This is a genomic window from Gemmatimonadota bacterium, from assembly GCA_026702745.1.
In the GTDB taxonomy this organism is placed as follows: domain Bacteria; phylum JAAXHH01; class JAAXHH01; order JAAXHH01; family JAAXHH01; genus JAAXHH01.
The window spans coordinates 22,901-46,553 of sequence record JAPPBT010000005.1 but is presented as its reverse complement, the minus strand read 5'-3'; the positions used below and the strand labels follow the sequence as shown (position 1 = coordinate 46,553).

Genomic DNA, 23,653 nt, shown 5'->3' with positions numbered 1-23,653 from the left:
CGCTGCCGCCTAGTCCAGGCCGGGCCCGTCGTAGGGCGCGCCTTCGGGCGAGGCCTTTTGCGGTGAGACGATTTGCCGCTGTTCCGGAGTAAGGCGATCCAGCAGATCGGGAGACGGCTGGTAGCCGTGGCGGAAGTTACCCCATGACGGTCCGTACCGGTAGACCACGATACGGCGGGTGCCCGCGTTCCGCCGCATGGCCGAACCATGGGAGATACCGTCCACGAAGAGCAGCGCGTCGCCGGCTTCCATGAAAAGTTCGACCGACGCGGCGATGCCTTCCACCGAGGCGCCCTTCGGCTTCATGGCGTGCCGGGCGAAATCGGGATGGGTGAAGTTGGACTTGTGGCTGCCGGGGATGACCATGGTGGCGCCGTCGCCGGGTCCGATATCGGTCAGCGCCATCAGCACGTTGATCTGGCCGCACATGAACCGGCCGCCGTGGTAGCGGAATCCGTTGCGCATGATGGGCGGATATCCGCCGGAGTGCAGTCCGATCGCCTCGCCCGGTTCCCGGAAATTGGCGAAGTTCTCATCGATGAACAGGGGGCCGTGGGCATAGTCGAAGGTACCCTCCCCGCCCACGAAGTGCTTGATCCTGTCGATCCAGGATGGATGGTCGATCAGCGCCTCGAAAGGGGCGCCCGCTTCGTAGATCTGCTGCAGGTTCAGGCCGTCCACGGTGCCGTAGGTGTGGGCGTGGACGTAACCGTGCCATTCACCGGGAGACAGGGACGGGATCGCGTCCAGGCAGGCGTTCAGTTCCGCCACCTCGGCCTTTGTCAGGGCCTGCTCCAGGCGGAGGAAGCCCTGCAGGTCGAACAGGTAGATGTCCAGGTCGTCCGGTCTGGTCATAGGGTGGCGTCGCCTCCAGGGGAATCGGGTTGATTTACGACCGTTTATTCGTTATTCTCTTGTGCGGCAATATAGCAGACCCGTCGTCGTAACACAACCTAATTGACCCGGTTCAGCCGGCGCCGCCGACCGGGTTTTTCGTTGTTTTTTCGTCTTCAGAAGACCGGACGAGGCGATTTGAATGAAGGCACCATCACCACCCAATGTGCTGATCGTCCTGAGTGACCAACTGCGGCGGCAGGCCCTGTCCACCTACGGGGACCCGAACATCGTCACACCCCACGTCGACGCGCTGGCCGGACGGGGCGTGCGTTTCGAGCACGCCAGTTCGACCTGCCCCATCTGCGTCCCCTTCCGCTTTACCCTCATGACGGGACTGTACGCCCACGACCGGAAGGTTCCCGCGATCGAGTACAGGATGTCTCCGGCTGAACGGACCCTGGCCGATGAGTTCAACGAAGCGGGCTACGAGACGATCTACACGGGGAAATGGCATCTCGACGGCGGACACGGACGCATGGGGTCCGCAGTCCAGTGCGGGAGGACGGCCGTAAAGAAGGCGTACCGGGGCCGGTGGCGGAAATGGATGGGCTTCGAACTCAGGAACGGACCCTTCGACACCTACTATTTCGAGGATGACGACCCGGTCCCCAGGCCGGTCGAAGGATATCAGACCGACGGACTCTTCGACCTCGCCATGGACTACCTCGAGCACCGGGACCCGTCCCGTCCCTTCTGCATGGTGATCTCCGTCGAACCGCCCCACGACCCCTTCGAGGCGCCGGAAGCCCTGCAGCGCAGCTGGGAGGCGATGGACATCGTGCTGCCGCCTAACGTGGAAGCGGCCGACGCCGAGGCCATGGAACGGGTCATGCTCAACCGGAAGCTGTACTACGCCATGGTCGAGAACCTGGACTGGAACATGGGCCGCCTGGGCGCATTCCTTTTGCGCACCGGACTGCACGGCGAGACCGTTGTGCTGTTTATGGCGGACCATGGAGAGCTCGGCGGCGCCCATGGTCTTCGGGGAAAGCAGTGGCCCTACGAAGAGTCCGCGGGGATTCCCCTCATCGTGGCGGACCCCCGCCACCCGGACCGGGCCGGCGCCGTGATCGGGGACCCGGTCTCCACCGAGGACCTGTTACCCACTATACTGGGCCTGGCCGGCCTGAAGCCGCGAGACGCCCTGCCCGGCGATAACCTGGCTCCGCTGATACACGGCGGCGTCAGCAGGCTGGACCGGGAAGGCGTAATGCTGGAATTTGTGGCGGAGCAGCGGAAAGGCGTGGCCTTCCACGACTGGGTATGGCGCGGGTTCCGTACCGCCCGGTATAAGTACACCGTACGCGGCGACAACCACGGCGGCACGCCCTGGCAGTTCTTCGACCTTGCAGCGGACCCATGGGAACAGCGGAATCTCGTGGAGGATCCGGCGTACCGGGCGGAGGTCACGCGGCACCACGACCTGCTTCGGCAGCGGATGAAGGAAACCGATGATCACTTCGTCCTTCTTCCGGCATTCGGCAGAGAAGGACTAAACACCTGGGATTGAACCGCGCCGGCTCCGGCCCCGGCGGCCGTGCCTGAACAACAACGGAAACTGAAGCTTACATGTCCCAGACCAGCGAGACCACCCCACGTACCGGCGAGTCCGGAAGCGGGGGCCTGGCAACCACATTGACCACCGGGCTCACTCGAAGGGCGCTGCTGATCGGCGTCTTTCTGTCCATTCTTCTGAACATCTGGACGATCCACGCGGGCTATATCTCCCAGTCGTCCTTTATCAGTCTGACTCACCTGCCCGTTTCCGCGCTGTTCCCCTTCCTGCTGGTGGTGCTGGGGCTCAATCCCCTGCTGAAACGCTTCTGGCCGTCCAGGGTGCTTAACCGGAACGAACTGATCATCGTCTTCTTCCTGGTTTTCACTGCTTCGACCATTCCGGCGTGGCCCTTCAGTTCCTATTGGATCGGCGGCATCACGGGACCATACTACAACGCCACCACGGAGAACCAGTGGGCGGAACTGTTCTTCCAGTACCTGCCCTCCTGGCTCATCGTCCAGGACGAACAGCAAGCCCTCACATGGTTTTTCGAGGGCATCCCGGACAGCCGCCCTCCGGTACTCGGTATGATCCGCGCTGCCTGGACGGTTCCGATGGTCTGGTGGATCACCTTCTTCCTCGCCATCTTCGTGGTCGGCGCATCGGCCATGGTCATGCTCCGCAAGCAGTGGGTGGAACACGAGCGGCTGACCTTTCCCCTCGCCCAGATCCCGCTGATCATGATCGAGGAGCAAAAGGGCCGGGCGCTGCCCGCCGTGATGCAATCCAAGCTGTTCTGGTACGCCTTCGGCATTACGCTGTTCATTTTCCTCTGGAACATCGTCGGTTTCTTCAACTGGGTCAGTCCGATCCCCCTCGGTCCACTGCATTTTTTCAACCTTGTGCTGGCGCGGTCGTTTCCCGCCATTCCCGTGAAATTCAATTTCCTGGTCGCGGGTGTCGGATACTTTACCAACCTGAACGTCCTGTTCAGCATCTGGGTGTTTTTCGTCATCATGACGATTCAGCAGGGCATCATGACGCGCCTCGGCGTGCCCGGGGCCTTTGCCGTCGTCAAATCGCAGCATTCCGGTGGTTTTCTCGTGTTTACCCTTTTCGCGCTGTGGTCCGCAAGACGGCACCTGAAGGACGTCGTGATGAAGGCACTGGGCAAGGCGCCCCACGTGGACGACTCCAGGGAGTTCTTCTCTTACCGAATGGCCGTGCTGGGCGTGCTGGGGGGCATTTCGTACATCGTCTGCTGGCTGTACGCGTCGGGCATGTCCCTCGGCATCATCGCCTTCATGATGGGCTCTCTCCTGATCATGTTCGTGGGCGTTACCCGTATCGTGGCGGAGACGGGCATCGTTTTCCTGGACCTGCCATTCGAGACCCACGATTTCACCGTGGCCGTCATCGGGTCCGGGAGCATCAGCACGCGGGACCTGACCAACCTGGCCATCGCGAATTCCTACGCCCGGAACTGGCGAACCCTCGGCATGTGCTCCATGGGGCACATCGCGAAGGTGGACGATGAACTGGGCGGCACCGGAAAGGGTTCTTTCAAGACGATCACCGCCGTCCTCGCGATGAGTATCGTGGTGGCGCTGATCTTCACGCTGTATTTGGGATACAACCACGGAGGGGCTTCGCAGTTCTTCGAGCCTGCGTTCAACAACGGGACCAAGCTACCTTACGATAATCTGGTTAAATGGATCAATAACAGGGAGGCGATCACAGGCACCGAGTTCTGGTTCATGATGTTCGGCGGTTTGATCACCGCCCTTTTGATCCAGGCTCACCACCGGTTCACGTGGTGGTCGCTGCATCCCATCGGGTTCACCGTGGTCCTGACGCCGGGCATGGCCAGTTCGGCCTTCACCCTGTTCCTGGTCTGGTGCGTGAAGGCCCTGCTGCTGAAGATCGGCGGCATCCAGCTCTACCGGCAGGCCATACCCGCGGTGATGGGCATGCTCGTGGCCTTCGTGCTGGGCGTGTTTCTGTCCTACGTGGCGGACGTCACCTGGTTCCCACGGGCCGGACATCCCGTACAGAACTGGTAACCGAACGGTACAGGTGACGAGGTACGATTGACGGAGGTGTGACGTGTCGGAAGAGAAAGATCCCCAGGAAGTACTCGACTGCATCCTGGAAAAGGACGTCCGATATCCCCGGCGGGCTTACCTCTTCGTCATGGAGGCGGTTTCCTTCACCGTGGAAAAACTGACCGTCCGCAGGCACATCACGGGCAAGGAACTCTCCCTCGGAATCCGGGATCTGGCCCTCGAGCGGTTCGGCATCGCGGCGAAGCTGGTCTTCGACGAGTGGAACATCTCGAAAACCCGGCACTTCGGCGATATCGTATTCAATCTCGTCAACGAGGGACTACTGCGCAAGACCGAGGAAGACTCCATCGAAGACTTCGACGAGGTTTTCGATTTCAGCACCGCTTTCGAGACAGAAATCCGGATCGACGTCGAATCGAAACGCCCCTGATCTTACGAGCGGCGGACCGCTCGACGCTGCCTCCTTCCGAACGTGGGCTTGGGGGGAGCGGTATCCTGAGCGGTCTCGTCTGCGGCCTGCTGCGTCTCCTTGCGGGAATCCGTGGCTTTCGCGGGGTTTTCCGCCGATTCCGTTACGGCATCCTTTCCGTCGCGGGCCGCCGTAGCGGGTTCCACCGGGACGGATCCGGCGTCCGATTGCGCCGGTGATGGATCCTTTTGTGAGTCCGTTTCGTCTTTTTTGGCGGATCTGCCCCGGGTCCGCCGGTGACCATTGCCTCGCGCGGCACCCGGGCTTGCCTTTCCGCCACGCTTTCTTCTGGCCGAACCCGGCCGTTTTTCTGTAGCCGCGACCTGCTGATCGTCCCTGGCCGCGTCCTCAGGGCCGTCCTGGGCCGCCGCTTGCCTGTCGTCCCCGTCCGCGTCCTTTGGACCTTCTGTAGCCTCGACTTGCTGGTCTACCTGCGCGTCGACCTTCCCCTCGCCCTCGGCCGTAGCTCGTCGGCTCTCTTTGGTACCGTCCTTCCGGTCCACTTTGACCGTGTCCTTCCTGGCTACCTCGGCCGCGGTCTGCTGATCGTCCCCGGCTACGTCCTTCCGGTCGTCTTTGGCTGTGACCTGCTGGTCGTCCCCGGCTGTGACCTGCTGGTCCTCCTGGGCGGCATCCTTCCGGTCGTCTTTGGCTGCGACCTGCTGATCGTTTTCGCCGCTCGCGGGAGCCGGCGTCCCGTTTGACTTCTGACGCGTTCCCCGACGGCCGCCGGATTGCCGGGACCTGCCCGATCCTCGCTGCGAACGTCCTGAACCGGATTTGCGGGATGAACGGGCCGCGGGTTGTTCCGCTTCGGCCGCCACGGTATCAGACGCGGCGTCGCCATTGGCCGCGGGCGGCAGCACCCGGTAATTCAGTCGGCCGGATGCGGCGGGCACCGATTTGAGCTTGTTGATCAGGCGCTTGGGAAAGACCATGCGCGCGGTAGTGAGCGGATTCCCCCACTGGCTGACACGCAGGCTGCCACCCAGGCTGACCAGCGCGTAGGCCGTATCGAAGTCGAGCCCCTTGTCCTGCGAGATCCACTTTACCATTTCCGTGATCGCCAACCGCGCCGCCTGGTCTACCGTGGACGCGGACGTGATGGTGATCCATTCGCCCTTCGATTCGACCCGGGGCCAGGAGAACCGGCCGCCCGGCAGCGTGTCCACCCGCAGGGTGACCTCCGCTTCAACTTCCACGCCGGAACCGGCGATCTGTCCGTCTCCCACGCAGGCCTTCACATCGCCCAGCGACAACAGGGCGCCGTTGACCTGCACGGGGAGGTAGACTCGGGACCCGGTCGTGATTTCCAGGGTGTCCATGTTTCCGCCGTGCCGGCCCGGGTAGACGGTATCGATTTCCCCGTGCTTGGCCGCCACGCCCATGCTCCCGATCACCGGGTGAAGCGGCAGCTTGAGCCGGTCGTCCAGGTGGACCTGGTTCTCGTTGACTTCGAGGACGCGCACCTCCGGTTTCTTGATATCCTGACCGGGAACGCCCGTCTCCGGCCGCACGGCGAACACGCCGGTACCGGCCGTCTCGATCTGCTTGACCTGGATCGACAGTACATCGCCGATGCTGGCTTCTTCCACGTAGATCGGACCGGTTACGGGTATACCCCCGGACCGGCCGTCCTCTCCATCGGTTCGGGGTTCTTTCGTAAGGAGGCCCCGGTAGCAGTCCTGCGTTTCCACTACGACGGTTTCGCCGCGGCTCACCGTAATGGCCGGCGAGACGTTCGGCCCGAATACCTGGTGTATCCGGTCTCTGGTAACCCGTCTGGTCAGGACGGCCTGCTCCTTGCTGCCTGTCTTGGACGTTCGTGACGTCCTGGATGATCTGCGAAACAAAATAGATATAACCTCTCGTGAATGGGTTGGTGGATCCAACCGGAGCGGCTCAACCGAAGAGCTCGTCTCCATAAGCGAATACGGCGGGCGTTCCTCCCGTGTGAAGGAATACGACGGATTCGTCCGTCTGGAACCGCCCCTCGCGGATGTGTATGGCCAGGCCGTCCATGGCCTTGGCCGTGTATACCGGGTCGAGTACGATGCCCTCGGTCTGCGCCACCAGGCGCATGGTCTCGAGGCTGGTTCGCGACGGTTCGCCGAAATCCGGTTTGGCGAACGTGCAGGAGACATCGAAATCGTCCGGTGTGAAAGTGTGTTTCAGTCCGATGACCGAGGCGCATTCGTTGGCCACGGGCGCGAGACGTTCCTGCATCTCCCGGTCGTCTCCCACCCAGTAGTTGAGCCCGACGGCCTTGAAGCTGGCGGAGACGGCGCGCAGTCCGACCACCAGACCGACGATGGTATGGGTCATGGAACTCGTATAGATGGCCCTTGGCGTAATGCTCCGCTGCGCGAGTTGTTCGCACAGTTCGAGAACGGCATCGACGTAGGCCACGGCACGCAGGATCGCACCGTCGCTGCTCGTGTCGTATGCCTTCGATCCCTTCGACTCCAGTTCCTCGATCTGCTTCCTCAACTCGTCCTTCACGGTCAGCGGAAAGACGTACTTGATCTGGTCCGCCATGAGGTGGTTGAGCAGCAGGTTGCCGGAAACGGGATAGGATCGGTGGTCCCGCGGGATGACCACGATGGACTTCATGCCCAGCCGGGCGGCGGCTGCGGCGGTCTGCGCGGACTGGTTGGACTGGGAATCGGAGCCGTGGACCAGGTAGTCGCACCCGGTCTCGAGGGCGGGACCCAGCGAGTAGGTGAACTGGCGGGCCTTGTTTCCGCCCATGGCCAGTCCGGTCATGTCATCGCGTTTGATGAATATGCGGGGGCCCCCGAGGGCCTCCCCGAGGCGAGGACAGTCCTGTAGCGGAGTGGGCAGGTGGGCCACCGGCGCTCGGGTGAACCTGCCCAGAAGGTGACGCAGTTCCTGCGCGGCGTCACGGTCGTACAACTTCAATATGGCTGCTCCAGCAGGCGAGAGGCCGGGTTTCCCACGGGAATCATCCCAGCGGGAATCATCCGGCGCGTTCGCCTAATGTCCGAATGCAGCGCCTTCGATCCTTGGGTCCGGGGCGCCCAGGCGATCGCCGGTATCGGGGTCCACCATGATGCTGTGGCCATCTCCCTGGCGGTATGAACCGCCTCCCCATCCGCGACTGCTGAGACTGTGCCCCTTCGTCTTCAGGGCGTCGACGACGTCGGTCCCCACTCCGCCTTCCACGCGTAGGAAGTCCGGGAACCACTGGTGGTGGATGCGCGGCGCGTCGACTGCTTCCTGTATATTCATGCCGTGATCGACGACATTCAGGATCAGCTGCATGGTCGTATTGATGATCGTGCGTCCCCCGGGGCTGCCCACTACCAGGTACAGTTCGCCGTTGCGCGTAACGATGGTCGGCGACATCGAACTCAGCATCCGCTTGTTCGGTTCGATGAGATTCGGCGGCGTGCCGATCTGTCCGGTATTTCTGGTGACCCCCGGTTGGTAATTGAAATCGCCCATCTCGTTGTTCGTGATCATGCCTGTTCCCGCGATGACGATGTGGGAGCCGTACCCGCCTTCAAGCGTGTAGGTGTTCGATACGGCATTGCCCCACTGGTCAACAACGGAATAATGGGTTGTTTCCATGGGCTCCTCTGCCATGGTCAGTTCCGGTCCCACTTCCTCGCTGGGCGTGGCGAAGTAGGGATCGATCGTGGCCCGAAGCTTCGCGGCGTACTCCTTCGTCGTGAGATGTCCCGGAATCTCGACGAAGTCCGCGTCTCCCAGGTGCCGGGCGCGGTCGGCGTAGGCCCGGCGCATGGCTTCGGTCATGACATGAAGGGTGTTGGAGGCGTTGTGCCCCATCCGGCTCACGTCGTACCCTTCGAGTATATTGAGCATCAGCGACATGGTGATGCCGCCCGAACTCGGCGGGGGCATGGAGATGATCTCGTATTCCCCGCGGTAGGTGTTGCGTATGGGTTCCCTGACGATCGCCTGGTAGTTGGCCAGGTCGGTCCGGTCGATCATGCCGCCGCCGGCCATCATGTCCTTCTCGATCAGCTCGGCGGTCCTGCCCTTGTAAAAGCCATCGTGACCGTGTTGTGCGATAAGCTTCAGGGTCTCCGCCAGGTCTTTCTGGATCCAGCGGTCGCCTTCCTTCCAGGCCTCGCCGTCGCTGCGGAGCATGGCTGCCTTGCTCGCGGGGATCTGGTCGAAGATTACCTTGCGGCCGTTCAATCCCCGGGCGATGCGTTCGGTCAGGATAAAACCGTTCTCGGCGAGATCGATGGCGGGTTGGACGACCTCAGCCATAGACATGGTGCCGTACTTCTCGAGGGCCAGGGCGAATCCCGCGACGGTGCCCGGCACGCCGATGGCCAGGTGGTGGATCCGGTTGGTAAAGGGATGGTAGGGGGTGCCGTCGCCACGGGTGAGGACGATGTTAGGGTTCACGGCCCGGTTGCCGTCCGGATCCAGGTACATCCCGGCATGGGCCTTCCCGGGTGCCTTCTCCCGATAGTCGACGGCAACGGCCGTTCCGTCCGCCAGACGGATGACCATGAAGCCCCCGCCGCCGATGTTGCCGGCGGAAGGATGGGTCACCGCCAGGGCCAGCCCCAGTCCCACGGCCGCGTCCACCGCGTTACCGCCCTTCTTGAGGATGTCCGCGGCGATCTGCGTGGCCAGGGGTTCGACGGCCACCGCCATGCCCTTCTCGCCGACCACAGGCTTGCGCGAGGCCGCATGGGAAGTTTGAACGGTGGTGGACAGCAGAATGAAGCCGCACAGAACGACCAGGGTTTTGAATCGATGGTTCATTTATCGAAACCTCATGCTTATGGGGGCGATACCGCTAGTAGGTACAGACTGAAGTAATAAAGGTGAGCATCCCGTCCGCGTCAAGGCCAATGTATATCCGGCAACCTGCGAAAGGTCACAAAACACACTATTTTAAGATACGGCGGACACCCCGTTTGCCTTCAGTTTTTCTCTGTTGATCCACCTGTCGTGTTGCCGTATATTCGAACGATATTTCGACCGCCAGGAAACGAATCAGGAAACGACGACTGAACTCATTTGATGCTCCATATCCACAGGTAACCTCCATGCGCAAACACTACCGTCTGATGATCCCCGGCCCCATCGAAGTCAGCCCCGACGTGCTCGCCCACATGAGCGATCCCCTCACCGCCCACTACGGCGACCGATGGGTTGAAACCTGGCGGAAGACCGTATCCAATCTCCAGCGCGTGATCGGGACGGAAGGCGATGTTTTTCCGCTCGTGGGGTCGGGCCACACGGCCAACGACGTGGTCATGAACAGCCTGTTCAATCCGGGCGACCGGATCCTGACACTCGACAATGGGCTCTTCGGTAAGCGCCTGGACGACCTCGCCAGGGCTTTCGGGCTGGATTCGGTGGTATTGGAAAAGCCATGGGGCGTGCCCTTCGAGGCTGCGGACATCCACGAGGCCGCCGCGGCGAATCCAGGCCTGAAGGCGGTCTTCATGGTGCACGGGGAAACGTCGACGGGCGTGGCCAACCCGGTACACGAACTGGCCGCCGCCGCCCGGGAACACGGGATGCTCGTCCTGGTGGACACCATCGCGTCCCTGGGCGGCGAGCAGTATCTGATGGACGCCTGGGACATCGACGTCACGGTTTGCGCCTCCCAGAAGGCCCTGGGCGCGCCACCGGGCCTGGCCCTCGTGGCCGTGAGCGACCGGGCCTGGGACGCCATGAAGGACCGGCGGGAGCCCCGCGGGTTCATGACCGACCTGCAGAACCTGCGCCACTTCGCCGAGACCCAGGCCGACGTCCATCCCCATCCCGGCACCATGCCCGTCAACAACTTCGTCGCGCTGATCCGCAGCACGGACGACATCCTGGAAGAGGGACTCGAGGCCTGCTGGACCCGGCACCGCAAGGTCTCCCGCGTGGTGCGGGAAGGCGTGCGCGCGATGGGCCTCAAGGTCATGGCCGAGGAACGGGCCGCCTGTGTCAACATGACGGTCATCCTGTCGGAAGACCGGTTCAAGCCCACCGCCTTCTCCGATTTCATGAAGGCCGAATACGGCATGCATGTCGGCCTGGGCCTGGGCGACTACGTGAACCGTTCTGTACGCGTGGGCCACATGGCGCACAACGCCAACCTGGAGGCCGTGACGCCCTTCCTCGTCGGCCTGGAACAGTACCTGCGCCGCCAGGGATTCGACGTGGCGCGCGGCGCGTGCCTGGCCGGCCTGGACTGAAACCGCAGTTCGCCCGACCCCTGACCGCCCGGCACTGAATGATCGGGCAGGCACGTCGAGTCGCCGCCGTGGGAGACCCCAATATGATCTACGAAGAACGGATTTACAAAATCATGCCCGGCCGCGTGCCGGATGTCCTGGACCGGTTCACGAACCACGCCGTGCCCCTCTTCGAGAAACACGGCATGAAGCTGGTCGGTTTCTGGCAGACCGCGGTGGGCCCGAGCAACCACGAGCTCACCTACCTGCTGGCCTTTGATGACGCGAACCACCGCGATCGGGCCTGGGCGGCTTTCATGGCCGACCCCGCATGGATCAAGGCCAAGGCCGAAAGCGAAAGGAACGGCGCGCTGGTCGCCGAGGTGGCCAACCGGATCCTGACGCCGGTTCCCTTCTCACCGCTGCAGTAGAATGCCCTGCAGTAGAATGCCCTGCAGTAGAATGCCCTGCAGTAAACACCCCTGCAGTAGATCGGCACCGACATGGCGAAACAACAGCGCTTGCGGAAGGAACTTCGGTTCTTCGAAGTCTATGCCGTCGCGACGGGAACGACGCTTAGCGCGGGCTTCTTTCTACTGCCGGGCCTTGCGGCGATGGAGGCCGGTCCTTCCCTGGTGCTGGCCTACCTGCTGGCGACCCTTCCCCTCATACCGGCCATGCTCTGCGTCGTGGAACTGGCCACCGCCATGCCCCGCGCAGGCGGCGTGTACTACTTCGTCGACCGGTCCCTCGGACCTTTCGCCGGGCTGATCACGGGGATCGGGACCTGGCTGGCGCTTATCCTCAAGGTCACCTTCGCGCTGGTGGGCATGGGCGCCTACATCGCCCTTTTCTTCCCGGGCCTGCCCCAGCTGCCCGTGGCCCTGGCGCTGGCGGCGGGTCTCGGCGCGGTGAACTTCTTCGGCACCGCGAAGAGCGGCCGCCTGCAGATCTACCTGGTGATGGCCCTGCTCCTGCTGCTGGCCGGTTTTATCGGCGGCGGGGTCCCGGCGCTGGATGCCGTCGCGTTCGAGGGCCTTTTCGACGTCGAGATTACCACGCTCATGGGGACGGCGGGACTGGTCTACATCAGCTACGTAGGTGTGACCAAGGTCGCGAGTCTCGCGGAAGAGATCGAGAAACCGGAAAAGACGCTACCCCGGGGCGTATTCCTGGCCCTGGCCACTGCCATCGCAGTGTACGCGCTCGGTACGACAGTCATGGTAGGTGTCATTCCCATCGAACGCCTGGCGGGTGACCTGACTCCGGCGGCGACGGCGGCCGGCATCCTGTACGGCTGGTGGGGGAATGTACTCCTCTCCGTGGCGGCCCTGCTCGCCTTCGTCTCCGTGGCGAACGCGGGCATCCTGAGCGCTTCCCGCTATCCGCTGGCCATGAGCCGGGACCGCCTGCTGCCCGTCGGAATGAGCCAGGTAACCGCCAAGGGCGTTCCCGTCCGCTCGCTGATCGTTACCGTGGGCAGCATCCTCTTCATCCTGCTGACCCTCGACCCCGTGGGCATTGCCAAGCTGGCAAGCGCCTTTCAACTCGTCGTATTCGCCGTCGTGTGCCTCGCAGTCGTCGTGATGCGCGAAAGCCGCATCGCCGAGTACGACCCGGGATACCGCTCGCCCTGGTACCCCTGGATGCACATCGCGGGCATGATACTGCCCTTCCTGGTGATCTGGCAGATGGGTTGGCCCGCCATCCTGTTCATCGTCGGCTTCATCGCCGCCGGGACCCTGTGGTACTTCTACTACGCACGGTTCAGGGCGGACCGCAACGGCGCGATCTACCACATATTCGAACGGCTCGGCCGGTCGCGCTACCAGGGGCTGGACCGGGAACTGCGCGGGATCCTGAAGGAAAAAGGGCTTCGGGACGAAGACCCCTTTGAAGACATGATCACCCGGTGCCAGCCGGTCGATTTCGAAGAGGAAGTCGATTTCGATCGGGTGCTCGCCGTCGCATCGGAAAAGCTGTCGCCACGGGTGGGGCTTTCAATGGGTGAAATCAAAGACAGATTTATGCAGAAGACCGATGCGGGCGGGACACCTGCGGGCGGGACACCTGCGGGCGGGACACCGGTTGCCGACGGCGTGATGTTGCGCCATTTTCGCATGCCGGGTATCGCCCTGCCGGAACTGGTACTCGTCCGCGCATTCGAGGGCGTGCAGGTAGACTATGTAAACCCCGTGACCGGCAAATTGAATTCCGACGAAATCCACGCGTTTTTCTTCCTGGTCAGCCCCGCGGAGCACACCTCACTGCATTTGCGCATGCTGGCCCGGATCGCGGAACGGACCGACGACGTAAACTTCGGCCTGGTGTGGATCGCCGCGGTCGACGAACACGCCCTTCGCGACATCTTCCTGCGAAGTGACCGGTACCTGACCGTCCCGGTCCTTCCCCAGTCGCCCGCGAGCGGCCTGATTGGAGTGCCTGTTTCGGAAATGGAAATCCCGGGGGGATGCCGGATCGTGTGGATACGCCAGTTCGACGAGGTGATCGTCCCCTCGGGCGACACCGTGATCAAGTCGGGCGATCTGCTGACCGTCATCGGCGATCCCGGGGACTTGAACGCCTTCCGGCGGATGTACCACGACTAGGGCACGTAGTTGACGGTCTCGTCGGGCATGGCCGCGTGGGCGATGCCGCCTTCCGACGCTCTATCCTGCTTAGGGCACGTAGGGCGTCCCTGTTCGCCGCAGGTCCTTCGTCACCGCCATCTGGCAGGTCACGTAGGCCTGGGCGTCCACGTTGCCGCGGCGGTTCAGCAGGCCGGCGGCGTAGCCCGGACGGGCGTCGGCGATGGTGCCGACGATGAGGTTGGCGTACTCCACGGTGGTATCGTACCGTTCCGCGATCAGGGCGTTCATCTCGCTCCAGGCGATCTTGACGGCCTCTTCCCAATTGTAGCCCTGCCCGCTGGTCAGATACTCCTCCTGCGACTCCACGATGCGGGTCTTCTCTACGACCGGAGCGCTGCACGGAAACCCGGGCGACCGGTCCACGCGCATCGTGATCGTCGAATCGATCTCCACGCCTGTCCCCGTCAGCTCGCCGTCCCCCATCCGGGCGTGCACGTCGCCCAGGGACAGCAGTCCACCCGGTTTCTGGGCACAAATGTGGACCGTGCTGCCCGGTTGGATCGCGTTGAAGTCCATGTTGCCGCCCGTATCGATCTGGTGGAGGGCGACCGATTCCAGCATGACGACGCCGATCATGGGCCGGACCGGCACCACGAAATCGGGCGGGAAATGGACCAGGCCGTCCCGCACCGGCGCGATCAGGCGCAGACTGCCCCAGTGGGGGCCGCCGTTGCGGTAGAAGCCGTAGGGACCGACCTCCATGTCGAGGATCTCCACGGACACCCAGTCCCCGGCCTCGATCCCCTCGATGTGGAAGGGTCCGCACGGCCGTGAATACCGGTAGGGATCCACGTCCATGACCGCCCCGGCCCGCAGGTCCTTCTTGGCAAGATAGTCCTGGTCGTGCCCGCCGTAGGTCTCGACCTGGACCGTCTCACCGGGTTCGAGGACGCCGCGGATCTCCTTGAATGCCGGATCGTCCGGTCCGGAGAGATAGGGGGTGCGGGTAAACCGGCGCATGGAACGCTCCTTCCTTTGGGTCCAACCTGGCCAAACGGTTTTAACTGTGAGTGCGATTGTGATATTGTTACGATTTCCGGGGTGTTTTCTATCGCCTTGCGGCATAGGCGCGTTATATTCAGGAACGTATTCGATCCACCGAAGCCTTACAAGCCCTAAACCTGACCCTGGCAGCGGTCCGGTGCTTGCAACGGTCCGGCACCTGTAGCGGTCCGGCACCTGTAGCGGTCCGGTGCTTGCATCGGTCCGGCGCGGAGAACATCCCATGCGACTGACGAAAGAGCAACTCGCGTTCATGGACACCTTCGGCTACCTCGGTTTTCCCGGGTTGCTGAAGGACCGTATCGAAGAGATCACGGGCGCCTTCGAGGCCGTATGGGACGAGCGCGGCGGCGGCCATGACGGCAAGCCCCACGACGGGACGGCGCGGTCCTGTATCGTGCCCTTCATCGACCAGCATCCCGTGCTGTCCTCGCTCATCGACGACCCCCGCGTCAACGGCATTTTTGGCAGCCTCCTGGGGGATGACTTTGTCTACCTGGGCAGCGACGGCAACTTCTATGTCAGCGATACCAACTGGCATTCCGACACGGACTGGTCCGGCAAGAAGCGTGGTGCCCCACCCCGCATCTATTTCAAAATGGCCCTCTACCTCGACCCACTTACGCGGGAAACGGGCGCGCTGCGGGTCATTCCGGGCAGTCACCGGTGGGGCGATGCATATGCCGATTCGCTTGAATCCCAGATCAGGAAATCGGGTGAAAACTGGGGTATTGGAGGCTGGGAGGTACCGGCTGTGGCCCTCGAGACGCAGCCGGGGGACATCGTCGTTTTCAACCAGAACACCAAGCACAGCGCATGGGGCGGGAGCGACCGGCGCAGGATGTTCACGATCAACTGCACGGCCCGGTTCAGCGAAAAGGATGTACATTTGCTGAAGAACGAGATCGCCGCTGCCGCCCGTTTCTGGCTCGACAGCATCTACGGGGAAGCCATGCTGGAAACGGCCGGTCCGGCGCGCATGAAGCACCTGGAACAACCCCTGGCCCACCAGGATCATCTCGTGGAGGAAGTCCGCAAGGCCAGGCTGAGGATGGAGGAGCCGTCGAGGGGGTAGGATGCGATCGCTTATGGGGCGGCCTGCCGACTTACCGCCGCCAGTCCTGTTGCCCGCGGACCTGCTGCAGGAACCGCCGGGCGTTGCCGGAGAAATGGTCTTCGATCTCCTGCGACGTCAGGCCCAGCATGTCCGCCACCTGTTTCTCCTGCCGCAGCTGCTCGTAGATGACCAGCGTCGCCCGCGAATCGCAGTGGGGCGTCGTCTCCGTCGTGCCCTCGTAGTAGGTCCACGCCCGCCCGTAGGTGACGTACTTGCCCCGGGCGCAGCCCGCCACCACGTTGTCCGAACCGAACATGACGCGCGAGCGGTCCTCGTGTTTCATCAGCAGGTACTGGGAGTAGAGGTCGTTCACGGCCGACGTGTCGTACCAGATATTGGGCAGGTCCGTGAGAAAGTGGATGGCGCGCTCCATCATGAAGCAGTTGAAGGCCCGGGCGCAATGGGCGAGGATCCACTGGGCGCGGGGATAACGCTTCGTGTAGTCCGCCAGATCCTGCTGGTTGTCCGCGTCCGCCGGCCCTTCGGGCTTGGACATGTGCATGGTGATGGCGAGGCCCAGGTCGTGGGCCACCTCGATGAAGGACTCGGGCAGGAAGTCCCGGATGCGGCAGTGGGTGGGGTCCGGCGCGAAGGTCCGGTAGGGTTTCAGGCCCAGGAACCCGTGTCGCTTGACCTGCGTTGCAACATATTCCGGCGACATGTCGGGCGTGACCATCATGTTGATCGCCGATTCGGGGTCCTGCTTCATCTCCTCGGCCATCCAGTCGTTGTGGCCTTCCGTGTCGATCCCGCCGGGGATCGGCGTGCCCAGAACCAGGTAATGTATCCTGCGGCCCGGATACAGTTTCTCCGCCCAGGCCAGGTGGTCCTGGTAGTCGATCTCCACCCGGAGCCCGGTGGGGTCCGGGGGCAGCTTGCCCCGGTGCCGTTCCGACCACATGTGCACGTGCATGTCGTAGACGGTATCCGGCACGAAACCGGCCAGTTCCTCGTCCCAGAAGCTCCGATCGAAATCCTGATAGTCTGGTACGTTCATGAAAACTCCTCGCGATGGCTGGGTAGCTGAAAGGCGCTGCAAATAAAACGGCGTTGCAGCGAACGCGGCACCGCCTCCAGTGTACCCATATCGCGCACCCTTTTCAAGGCCAAAAGAAACTTTGACTTTCCATCATTCGGGACGCACATTTCCCCCGAGATAACATGCAATTAGATTACCAACTAGTACGGAGGTTATCATGGCTGACGAACAAGGCATGAACCGGCGTAGTTTCTTGCGAAACACGGCGCTGGGAGGCGCGGGCGTTTCGCTCATCGGCACGCCGGTCTGGGAGGCGGCCGCCCAGATGGTCAGCGGAACCACGATGCAGGAGGTGAACGGCGTCGGACTCGACGATCCCACGCTGGTCCAGCTCAGCATCAACGAGAATCCCCTGGGCGCCTCGCAACGGGCCATCGAGGCGGTGGCCGGCAAGATGTTCGGCATGAACCGGTATACCATGCACGACCGGCTCGAGGAAGCCCTCGCAGCCCATCACGACGTCGACGTCGAATCCGTTGTCCTGGGCGTGGGCTCGTCGGAGATCCTGCTCACGGCTACGCTGGCAGCCTTCTGGGAAAATCCGGGAAACGCGGTCACGGCCTTCCCGTCCTACCGGTCCATACCGAGAACGGCGGAGGAACTCGGACAGGCCGTCAAGAAAGTGCCGCTGACCGGGGACTGGCAGATGGACCTGGACGCCATGGCGGCAGCCGTGGACGGGGATACCCGGATCATCAGCATCTGCAATCCAAACAATCCCACCGGCCAGATACTCGATCCGGCCGAACTGGAACGGACGATCCGGGCCATGCCGAAGGACGTCATCGTCTGTGTGGACGAGGCCTACATCCAGTTCGTGGACGATCCCGACTATTCATCCATGATTTCCCTGACCAAGGAAGTGGAAAACCTGCTGGTTTCCAGGACCTTCTCGAAGGCCTACGGACTGGGTGGCATGCGGGTCGGTTACGGTATCGCCCATCCCGCGCTACTTGACCGCATGGCGTGGTTCAGCATCGGCATGCTCAACAAGAATACCCTGTCCACCGTGGCCGCCCTCGCGGCGCTGGACGACCAGGAGCATGTCCGCCGGTCGGTGGAATCCACGCGCCGGGGCAAGGCATATCTGTACGCGGAACTCGAGGCCATGGGGTACAGCCCCATCCGTACGCAGACGATCTTCGTCACCGTGGAAGTCGGTCCCAACGTGAACACGCTGATCGACCGCCTGTGGGAGAAGAAGGTCTACGTCCGGCAGGCCTTCGACATGGAAGGCTTCATGCGCATATCCGTCGGCCTGCCCAGGGAGAACGAGGCCTTCATCTCCGCCTTCAAGCGGGAACGCAGCGCGTTATAGGCGTGTGGTGCGTTGCAGGTGCGCGGTGCGTTTTAAGCCCGTGGCGTCTCAGCTGTCGGCAGGACAACAAGGCGCGCGTTTCGGCGTGTCAGAAAGGTGCAGGGTCTAGATGAAGTACCCGAACCCGCTGAAACAGCGCATCCGGGACGGCGAGTTGCTGCTGGGCACGGTCCTGCCCGCCCACGATTCGTTCACGGCCTCGGTGGTATGCCGTTCCGACGTTGATTTCCTCTGGATCGACACCGAGCATTCCGCGAGCGCCGTGGAAGACCTGGACATGGTGCCGGTGATCGCGCGCCAGAGAGACGTGGCGCCCATGATCCGCGTCGCCTGGAACGATCCCGCCCTCGTCAAGAAGGCTTACGACATCGGTGCAGTGGCCGTCATGATACCCCAGGTCAACACCGCCGAAGAGGCGGAGCGCGCCGTTCAGTATGCCCGGTACGCTCCGGAAGGAAACCGGGGTATTTCACCTTACTGGGCCATGTTGGCGGGACTGGATTTCAACCATGTGGTCCGGACGGCTAATGAAGAGACCGTCCTCGTGCTCCAGATCGAAAGCCTGGAAGCCTACGAGAACCTCGACGAGATCATGCAGGTCGATGGGATCGACGTGCTCTTCGTCGGTCCCACGGACCTGTCCGCCACCCTGGGCGTGATCACCCAGACGGATTCCAGGGAGGTACAGTCGATTATGCGGGATGTTCCGAAGCGCCTGGATGGTTCAGGCATCATGGCGGGCACCACCCTGGACGGTATGGAGGAGATCCGAGAAAAGATCGACTGGGGCTATCGGTACATCAACGTCGGAAGCCCAATGGGCTACGGAATGCGCGTCCTGCAGGACAACCTGGACGCACTGCGGAACGGATGACGGACGATTGGCGGCGACCGGGAAGGATGACGGAATGATCAGCGAAGAACAGGTCCGGATATTCCACGAGCGTGGATGGCTTGTGGTCGAGGGCGTCTATTCTCCCGATGAAGCGGACGAAGTCGCCCGATTGGCCGTGGAAACGGCGGATGCCATGGACGTAGAGGAATCCATGGAGGGTTATCTGCTGGATCGTTCCGAATCAGGCGAGACCGCTCCGCGCAAGATCGACAGTCCGTATTTGCGCCACCCGACGTTCCGCGATTTCGCAATAGATGACCGGCTTCGGGACATCCTCCGTCAGCTCACTGGTGAAGAACCCCTGCTCAAGAGCGACCAACTCTTCATGAAACCGCCACGTTTTGGGTCGGAGAAGCCCTACCACCAGGACAACTTCTATTTCCGGTGCACGCCGGGCGGCCACGTGATCACGGCATGGATCGCCCTCGACGACGTGGACGAGGAAAACGGCTGTCTCAGGTACATCTCCGGTTCGTACAGGAAGGGGATTATCGACCACGTGGAGGTCCCCGGCCAGCCCTACAACCTGGCGCCCCCGGACAACCTGATCGACTGGGAGATGGAAGCCTCCGCGCCGGTGCGCAAGGGCGGTGTGGTCTTCCACCACTCGGAAACGCTCCATTCCTCGCGCCGCAATACATCGGACCGCTGGCGGCGCGGCTACGCGACGCACTGGGTCACCGCATCGGTCACGTCCGAAACGGACAACCTGGACAGCGCCTACTTTCGCAGCGACGACTACACGGAGCACGTGCGTGCGGTCGACCGGCGGAAGGACGGTGTGACGCAAGGCGGGATTGCCGTACGTAGCGAAGAGTAATGTCACTTCGTCCTACCAAGCGTTCTTATGTGATTTGATCTTCTTCCGTAAGAAGTATTTCACCAAGCACGCTCTCATGCCAACGCTTCGTGTACTGCGGGCGAAGGTTGATTCTTGACCGGTAACCGACACCATTGAGGAGTTCCTCGAGGGACACCAGTCGCCGTCGGAACCCAAGCCGGACACCGCATCGAAGACTGGCTCGGTCCGGTCCGCACAAGACCCATGCGTCGGTCCTGCTCAGTGCATGCGCCCAAAGCGAAGCCTCTCCCCGATCCAAAGCGATATTGTGGATTCGAACGGCCAATCCTGCGTGTTCGGGGTTACCGACCGAATGGACCGCTTTCACGGAATCTCGCAATTCGCCTTCGCTAACTCGAATCGCCGCCCTGCGACGCTGAAAACACGGCTGCGTTTCATCGACGCATTCTTCAACGGATTCCACCGGATAACCACCGGCCAACGCTCGCCACGAGCCTGACCGATAGGACTCCAGTATGACGTTAGTATCAACCAACACGGTACCTCGATCCCGGGCCATGACACCTCACAGCTCAATTGCGCACTGGACGTCATGTGCAGCGAAGAGATCTACGAGGTCCTCGACGTCAAGGTCAAGCAAGCTGGCAATGCTTCGCACCGAGATGTAGCCCCTTTCGATCGCAAGGCTGAGTACCACCATGAACGGTCTCGAGAACAGGGCAGGCAGGCCGTTCTCGGCCATTTCTGTGCTATTGTTGCGCAATGCTGCATCAGGTACGGACCGCGCGACCGCGGGTTTCAGTTCGCCTAGTGCGACCAGCCGCCATCTCAGTGCTGAGGCCGTCACGCGCAACTCGTTCGCCACCGCATGTAGTTTCCGGATCAACTTATCTTCTGCGAGGCCAGACCAGCTTCCGAACCTTGCCAGGGTGGCGGCCGGCATCAGAACCGCCGCCGCGAAGTTGTTGGTGAGTTGCTCGGTGCGGTTGCCTCCGGTCTCCAACGCATCCTCGGAGTGTTCGGGTGGCATCGCATCCCAGGTCAGGAGGTGAAACAACTCATGGGCGAGATCGAAGTGGCGGCGTCCGACGACTTCATGTCGCGCAATCAGCACCGCGTCGAGTTCGGGCAAGCGGCACGCCGCGCCGGAGATACCGCGCTCGGCGTCCATCATGAGCACCAGGATACCGAGTTCGCGTTCCATGACTTCCATGAGGCGCACGGCAGGGACTTCACCTAGATCCAACTCGGTGACGAACCGCTCGCCGAGTGCCATGGCGTCCTCGAAACGCGCGTGGCGGGTAAGACCGAACGCCCGACGCATCAGCGGCGTTTCGTATCCGACCTGTGGCGCGAGCGTGCGGTACGCGCCGATCCAGCGACCGGCGCATTGTTCACAGGCCTCAAGCCGTTCAATTTCGACGCCGGTCTGGCGCCAGGAGAAGCGTCCTTCTCCCGCCAGCAGGAACGGGTCGGTAAAGTACTCAAGCGGTGCGCCCAGTCTTTCGACGGCGAGCAGCAGTTCCTCCGCCGTCACGCGTCTCGCGCCCGTCTCGATAGCCGATACCGTCTGCCGATCACTGAACCCGAAGATTTTCGCTACATTTTCCTGCGATAACCCGCGTTCCTCGCGCAACGCCTTGATTCGCCTGCCGATAAGCCCTGTCGTCATCAATAACCTCCCGCGAATGAAATGTCTTGCAATTTTAAATATGCAATGTTTTTGTGCAATATTCAATATGTTTTGTATATTGCCTTGAAATTGCACTCGCCTCGGTAAGCATTCGTCCGTCAGATGCGCTTGAAATGCTATGAGTCCACTTGAATTGCCATGAGTCCGCTTTGGGTTTGATTACATTATACGAAACATGTATTTTTAAGAGATTGTAGGATCATACACCAGGACTACAAATCAGTAGGTTTCATATGTCCTACTGCGATGTAAGTAATCAGAGAGCATTTAGATGACGACCGCATCGGCGACAGGATCCATCACCGATCTCATGTGGTCGGAGACGGTATCGATCTACGACGCCATACTCGCCCACCCCTTCATCAAGGGACTTACCTCTGGCGACCTGGACCGTTCGGCTTTCGAATTCTACACCGTCCAGGACGCGCTGTATCTCAAGGACTACGCCCGGGCCCTGAGCCTCGCCGCGGTGAAGGCCCCGGACGAGGACACCATCATCCTCTTCAACGAGCACGCCAAGGGATGTCTCGTGGAAGAACGGGCCATGCAGGAGAACTTCTTCGACGTCTTCGGGCTGTCGTCGGAAGAGGTCTGGGCCACGCCCAAGGCGCCGGTATGCCAGGCCTACACGAGCTACCTGCTTTCCGTGGCCTACGGCCGGCCTTTCCACGAGGTCGTGGCCGTGGTGCTCCCCTGCTACTGGATCTACTGGGAAGTGGGCAAGGCGCTGGCCGAGAAGGGATCGCCGGATCCCATGTACCAGCAGTGGATCGACACCTACGCCGGCGAGCAGTTCGCCGAGTGTGTCGTCGCCGTTCTCGAGATCACGAACCGCGTCGCGCACGGGCTTCCCTTAGAGGACCGCGAGGCCATGCTGGGGCATTACGTCACGACCAGCCGGTACGAGTGGATGTTCTGGGACATGGGATATCGGAAGGAACAGTGGCCGGTGTGAACGCAGACTTGGTGTTCAGGAATTAACAGAACGGTTACGACAACCTGACGCAGGCGCTGACTTCCGTGAACAGGATCGCCGTGAATACGGGGATACACTCATGAGACGGGCGGCACTGGAACCCTAACAGTCAGGTTGAAGGTGGCCCCGCCAGCTAGATAACCTCAAGGTTTATGATCGAACTTACTTCCCTTGACATATGCAATAGGTTTTAATATTATAGTCCATAATGGTCCATAATTGTCCGGTACGAACATAAAGGGTGGTACTTTGAATCAGTACGAAGCTAAACCTTCACGAGTCTGGAAGGTATCCGAGGCCAAGGCGCGGCTGTCCGAGATTCTGCGTTTGTCGGAAGAAGAGGGCCCGCAGCGCATCGGAACGCGCAGACCGTTCGTCGTGATTCCGGAACGTGTCTGGCGAGGGCGTGAGGAAGGTCCGCGGAAAGCGCTCGGTCAGTGGCTGTTGGAAAACATTCCGCGCGGCGCCAAACTGACCCTACCGGACCGCAGCACCAATCGCAAGACGCCATTCGCTGACGACGATGAAGCATGAGCGGGTACCTGCTGGATACAAATGTCGTTTCGGAACTGACGAGGGCCGCTCCTGACAAAGGCGTGGTGGCGTTTCTGTCAGAAAACGAAGACTTCTGGTTGTCAACAATCCTTATACATGAGATCGAGTACGGAGTCCGGCTACTCCCGCAAGGTCGCCGTCGGGAACGTTTGACTGAGATGCTGGCGGCGGTAGTGCGGATCTACGAAGACCGCATATTGCCCTTGGATAGATTGGGAGCGGAGTGGTCGGCCGAGCTCAGGGCACGAGCCCGCAAAGCCGGACGTAATCTGGATCTCGGCGATGCACTCGTCGCGGGTACCGCCAAAGCGCACAGCCTTGCGGTCGTCACCCGGAACGACAGGCACTTCGATGACCTCGGTGTCGATACGGTAAATCCGTGGAAGACGCCGTGACCTCGCTCACCGAGCGCGATACCCCAACCCACCTGCACAGCCTTCATGCCCGGCTACCTCATAGACAGCAACAGGATAACTGAAAACATCCCACCAGC

At 61.9% G+C, this 23,653-nt stretch carries 20 protein-coding genes; 13 read left to right on the top strand and 7 right to left on the bottom strand.

Annotated elements, in window-relative coordinates; translation table 11 throughout:
* Nucleotides 1-9: 9 nt before the first annotated feature.
* On the bottom strand, nucleotides 10-855 hold the full coding sequence (locus OXH56_00925) for a phytanoyl-CoA dioxygenase family protein (protein MCY3553859.1): 846 nt from the start codon (nucleotides 853-855) through the stop codon (nucleotides 10-12).
* A 181-nt stretch (nucleotides 856-1,036) separates the two neighbouring features.
* On the opposite strand from OXH56_00925, the gene OXH56_00920 reads away from it, so the two are divergent.
* The 3 genes from OXH56_00920 to OXH56_00910 are packed head-to-tail and all read left to right on the top strand — an operon-like array spanning nucleotide 1,037 to nucleotide 4,891.
* Nucleotides 1,037-2,407, top strand: a complete 1,371-nt coding sequence (locus OXH56_00920) for a sulfatase (GenBank protein ID MCY3553858.1) — start codon at nucleotides 1,037-1,039, stop codon at nucleotides 2,405-2,407.
* Nucleotides 2,408-2,466: 59 nt separating this feature from the next.
* On the top strand, nucleotides 2,467-4,458 hold the full coding sequence (locus tag OXH56_00915; GenBank protein ID MCY3553857.1) for a hypothetical protein: 1,992 nt from the start codon (nucleotides 2,467-2,469) through the stop codon (nucleotides 4,456-4,458).
* A 43-nt stretch (nucleotides 4,459-4,501) separates the two neighbouring features.
* A complete protein-coding gene (locus OXH56_00910) occupies nucleotides 4,502-4,891 on the top strand; it encodes a hypothetical protein (protein ID MCY3553856.1) in 390 nt (129 codons plus the stop codon).
* A gap of 2 nt (nucleotides 4,892-4,893) precedes the next feature.
* On the opposite strand, the gene OXH56_00905 is transcribed toward OXH56_00910, so the two are convergent.
* The 3 genes from OXH56_00905 to ggt form a co-directional block, all read right to left on the bottom strand.
* Entirely contained in the window at nucleotides 4,894-6,783 is a 1,890-nt protein-coding gene (locus OXH56_00905; protein MCY3553855.1) for an acetamidase/formamidase family protein, read from the bottom strand.
* Nucleotides 6,784-6,832: 49 nt separating this feature from the next.
* Nucleotides 6,833-7,852: a pyridoxal-phosphate dependent enzyme gene (locus OXH56_00900; protein MCY3553854.1), complete on the bottom strand. Its 1,020-nt coding sequence runs from the start codon at nucleotides 7,850-7,852 to the stop codon at nucleotides 6,833-6,835.
* Nucleotides 7,853-7,927: 75 nt separating this feature from the next.
* Nucleotides 7,928-9,700, bottom strand: a complete 1,773-nt coding sequence (ggt, locus tag OXH56_00895) for a gamma-glutamyltransferase (protein MCY3553853.1) — start codon at nucleotides 9,698-9,700, stop codon at nucleotides 7,928-7,930.
* A 287-nt stretch (nucleotides 9,701-9,987) separates the two neighbouring features.
* On the opposite strand from ggt, the gene OXH56_00890 reads away from it, so the two are divergent.
* The 3 genes from OXH56_00890 (at nucleotide 9,988) to OXH56_00880 (ending at nucleotide 13,721) form a co-directional block, all read left to right on the top strand.
* Entirely contained in the window at nucleotides 9,988-11,133 is a 1,146-nt protein-coding gene (locus OXH56_00890) for an alanine--glyoxylate aminotransferase family protein (GenBank protein MCY3553852.1), read from the top strand.
* A gap of 83 nt (nucleotides 11,134-11,216) precedes the next feature.
* Complete coding sequence (locus tag OXH56_00885; GenBank protein MCY3553851.1) at nucleotides 11,217-11,543, top strand: NIPSNAP family protein; 327 nt, start codon at nucleotides 11,217-11,219, stop codon at nucleotides 11,541-11,543.
* Between the two features lie 72 nt (nucleotides 11,544-11,615).
* Nucleotides 11,616-13,721, top strand: coding sequence for an amino acid permease (locus tag OXH56_00880; GenBank protein MCY3553850.1), 2,106 nt, complete (start codon nucleotides 11,616-11,618; stop codon nucleotides 13,719-13,721).
* Between the two features lie 69 nt (nucleotides 13,722-13,790).
* Here the strand turns inward: OXH56_00880 and OXH56_00875 are convergent, their stop codons facing one another.
* Nucleotides 13,791-14,723, bottom strand: a complete 933-nt coding sequence (locus OXH56_00875; GenBank protein ID MCY3553849.1) for an acetamidase/formamidase family protein — start codon at nucleotides 14,721-14,723, stop codon at nucleotides 13,791-13,793.
* 265 nt (nucleotides 14,724-14,988) lie between these two features.
* On the opposite strand from OXH56_00875, the gene OXH56_00870 reads away from it, so the two are divergent.
* Nucleotides 14,989-15,840, top strand: coding sequence for a phytanoyl-CoA dioxygenase family protein (locus tag OXH56_00870; protein ID MCY3553848.1), 852 nt, complete (start codon nucleotides 14,989-14,991; stop codon nucleotides 15,838-15,840).
* A gap of 31 nt (nucleotides 15,841-15,871) precedes the next feature.
* On the opposite strand, the gene OXH56_00865 is transcribed toward OXH56_00870, so the two are convergent.
* Nucleotides 15,872-16,879: an amidohydrolase family protein gene (locus tag OXH56_00865; GenBank protein MCY3553847.1), complete on the bottom strand. Its 1,008-nt coding sequence runs from the start codon at nucleotides 16,877-16,879 to the stop codon at nucleotides 15,872-15,874.
* Nucleotides 16,880-17,078: 199 nt separating this feature from the next.
* Here OXH56_00865 and OXH56_00860 point away from each other — a divergent pair, with 199 nt between their 5' ends.
* From OXH56_00860 to OXH56_00850, 3 genes are all read left to right on the top strand, one after another.
* A complete protein-coding gene (locus OXH56_00860) occupies nucleotides 17,079-18,239 on the top strand; it encodes an aminotransferase class I/II-fold pyridoxal phosphate-dependent enzyme (GenBank protein MCY3553846.1) in 1,161 nt (386 codons plus the stop codon).
* Nucleotides 18,240-18,348: 109 nt separating this feature from the next.
* A complete protein-coding gene (locus OXH56_00855; protein MCY3553845.1) occupies nucleotides 18,349-19,113 on the top strand; it encodes an aldolase/citrate lyase family protein in 765 nt (254 codons plus the stop codon).
* A gap of 34 nt (nucleotides 19,114-19,147) precedes the next feature.
* Nucleotides 19,148-19,954, top strand: coding sequence for a phytanoyl-CoA dioxygenase family protein (locus OXH56_00850; GenBank protein ID MCY3553844.1), 807 nt, complete (start codon nucleotides 19,148-19,150; stop codon nucleotides 19,952-19,954).
* 547 nt (nucleotides 19,955-20,501) lie between these two features.
* On the opposite strand, the gene OXH56_00845 is transcribed toward OXH56_00850, so the two are convergent.
* Nucleotides 20,502-21,608, bottom strand: coding sequence for an XRE family transcriptional regulator (locus OXH56_00845; protein MCY3553843.1), 1,107 nt, complete (start codon nucleotides 21,606-21,608; stop codon nucleotides 20,502-20,504).
* 292 nt (nucleotides 21,609-21,900) lie between these two features.
* Between OXH56_00845 and tenA the strand changes: the two genes are divergently transcribed.
* The 3 genes from tenA (at nucleotide 21,901) to OXH56_00830 (ending at nucleotide 23,555) form a co-directional block, all read left to right on the top strand.
* Nucleotides 21,901-22,584, top strand: a complete 684-nt coding sequence (tenA, locus tag OXH56_00840) for a thiaminase II (protein ID MCY3553842.1) — start codon at nucleotides 21,901-21,903, stop codon at nucleotides 22,582-22,584.
* A gap of 270 nt (nucleotides 22,585-22,854) precedes the next feature.
* Complete coding sequence (locus tag OXH56_00835; GenBank protein ID MCY3553841.1) at nucleotides 22,855-23,139, top strand: prevent-host-death protein; 285 nt, start codon at nucleotides 22,855-22,857, stop codon at nucleotides 23,137-23,139.
* Nucleotides 23,136-23,555, top strand: a complete 420-nt coding sequence (locus tag OXH56_00830; protein ID MCY3553840.1) for a type II toxin-antitoxin system VapC family toxin — start codon at nucleotides 23,136-23,138, stop codon at nucleotides 23,553-23,555. Before OXH56_00835 ends, OXH56_00830 begins: the two co-directional genes overlap by 4 nt.
* The last annotated feature ends 98 nt before the right edge of the window (nucleotides 23,556-23,653 follow it).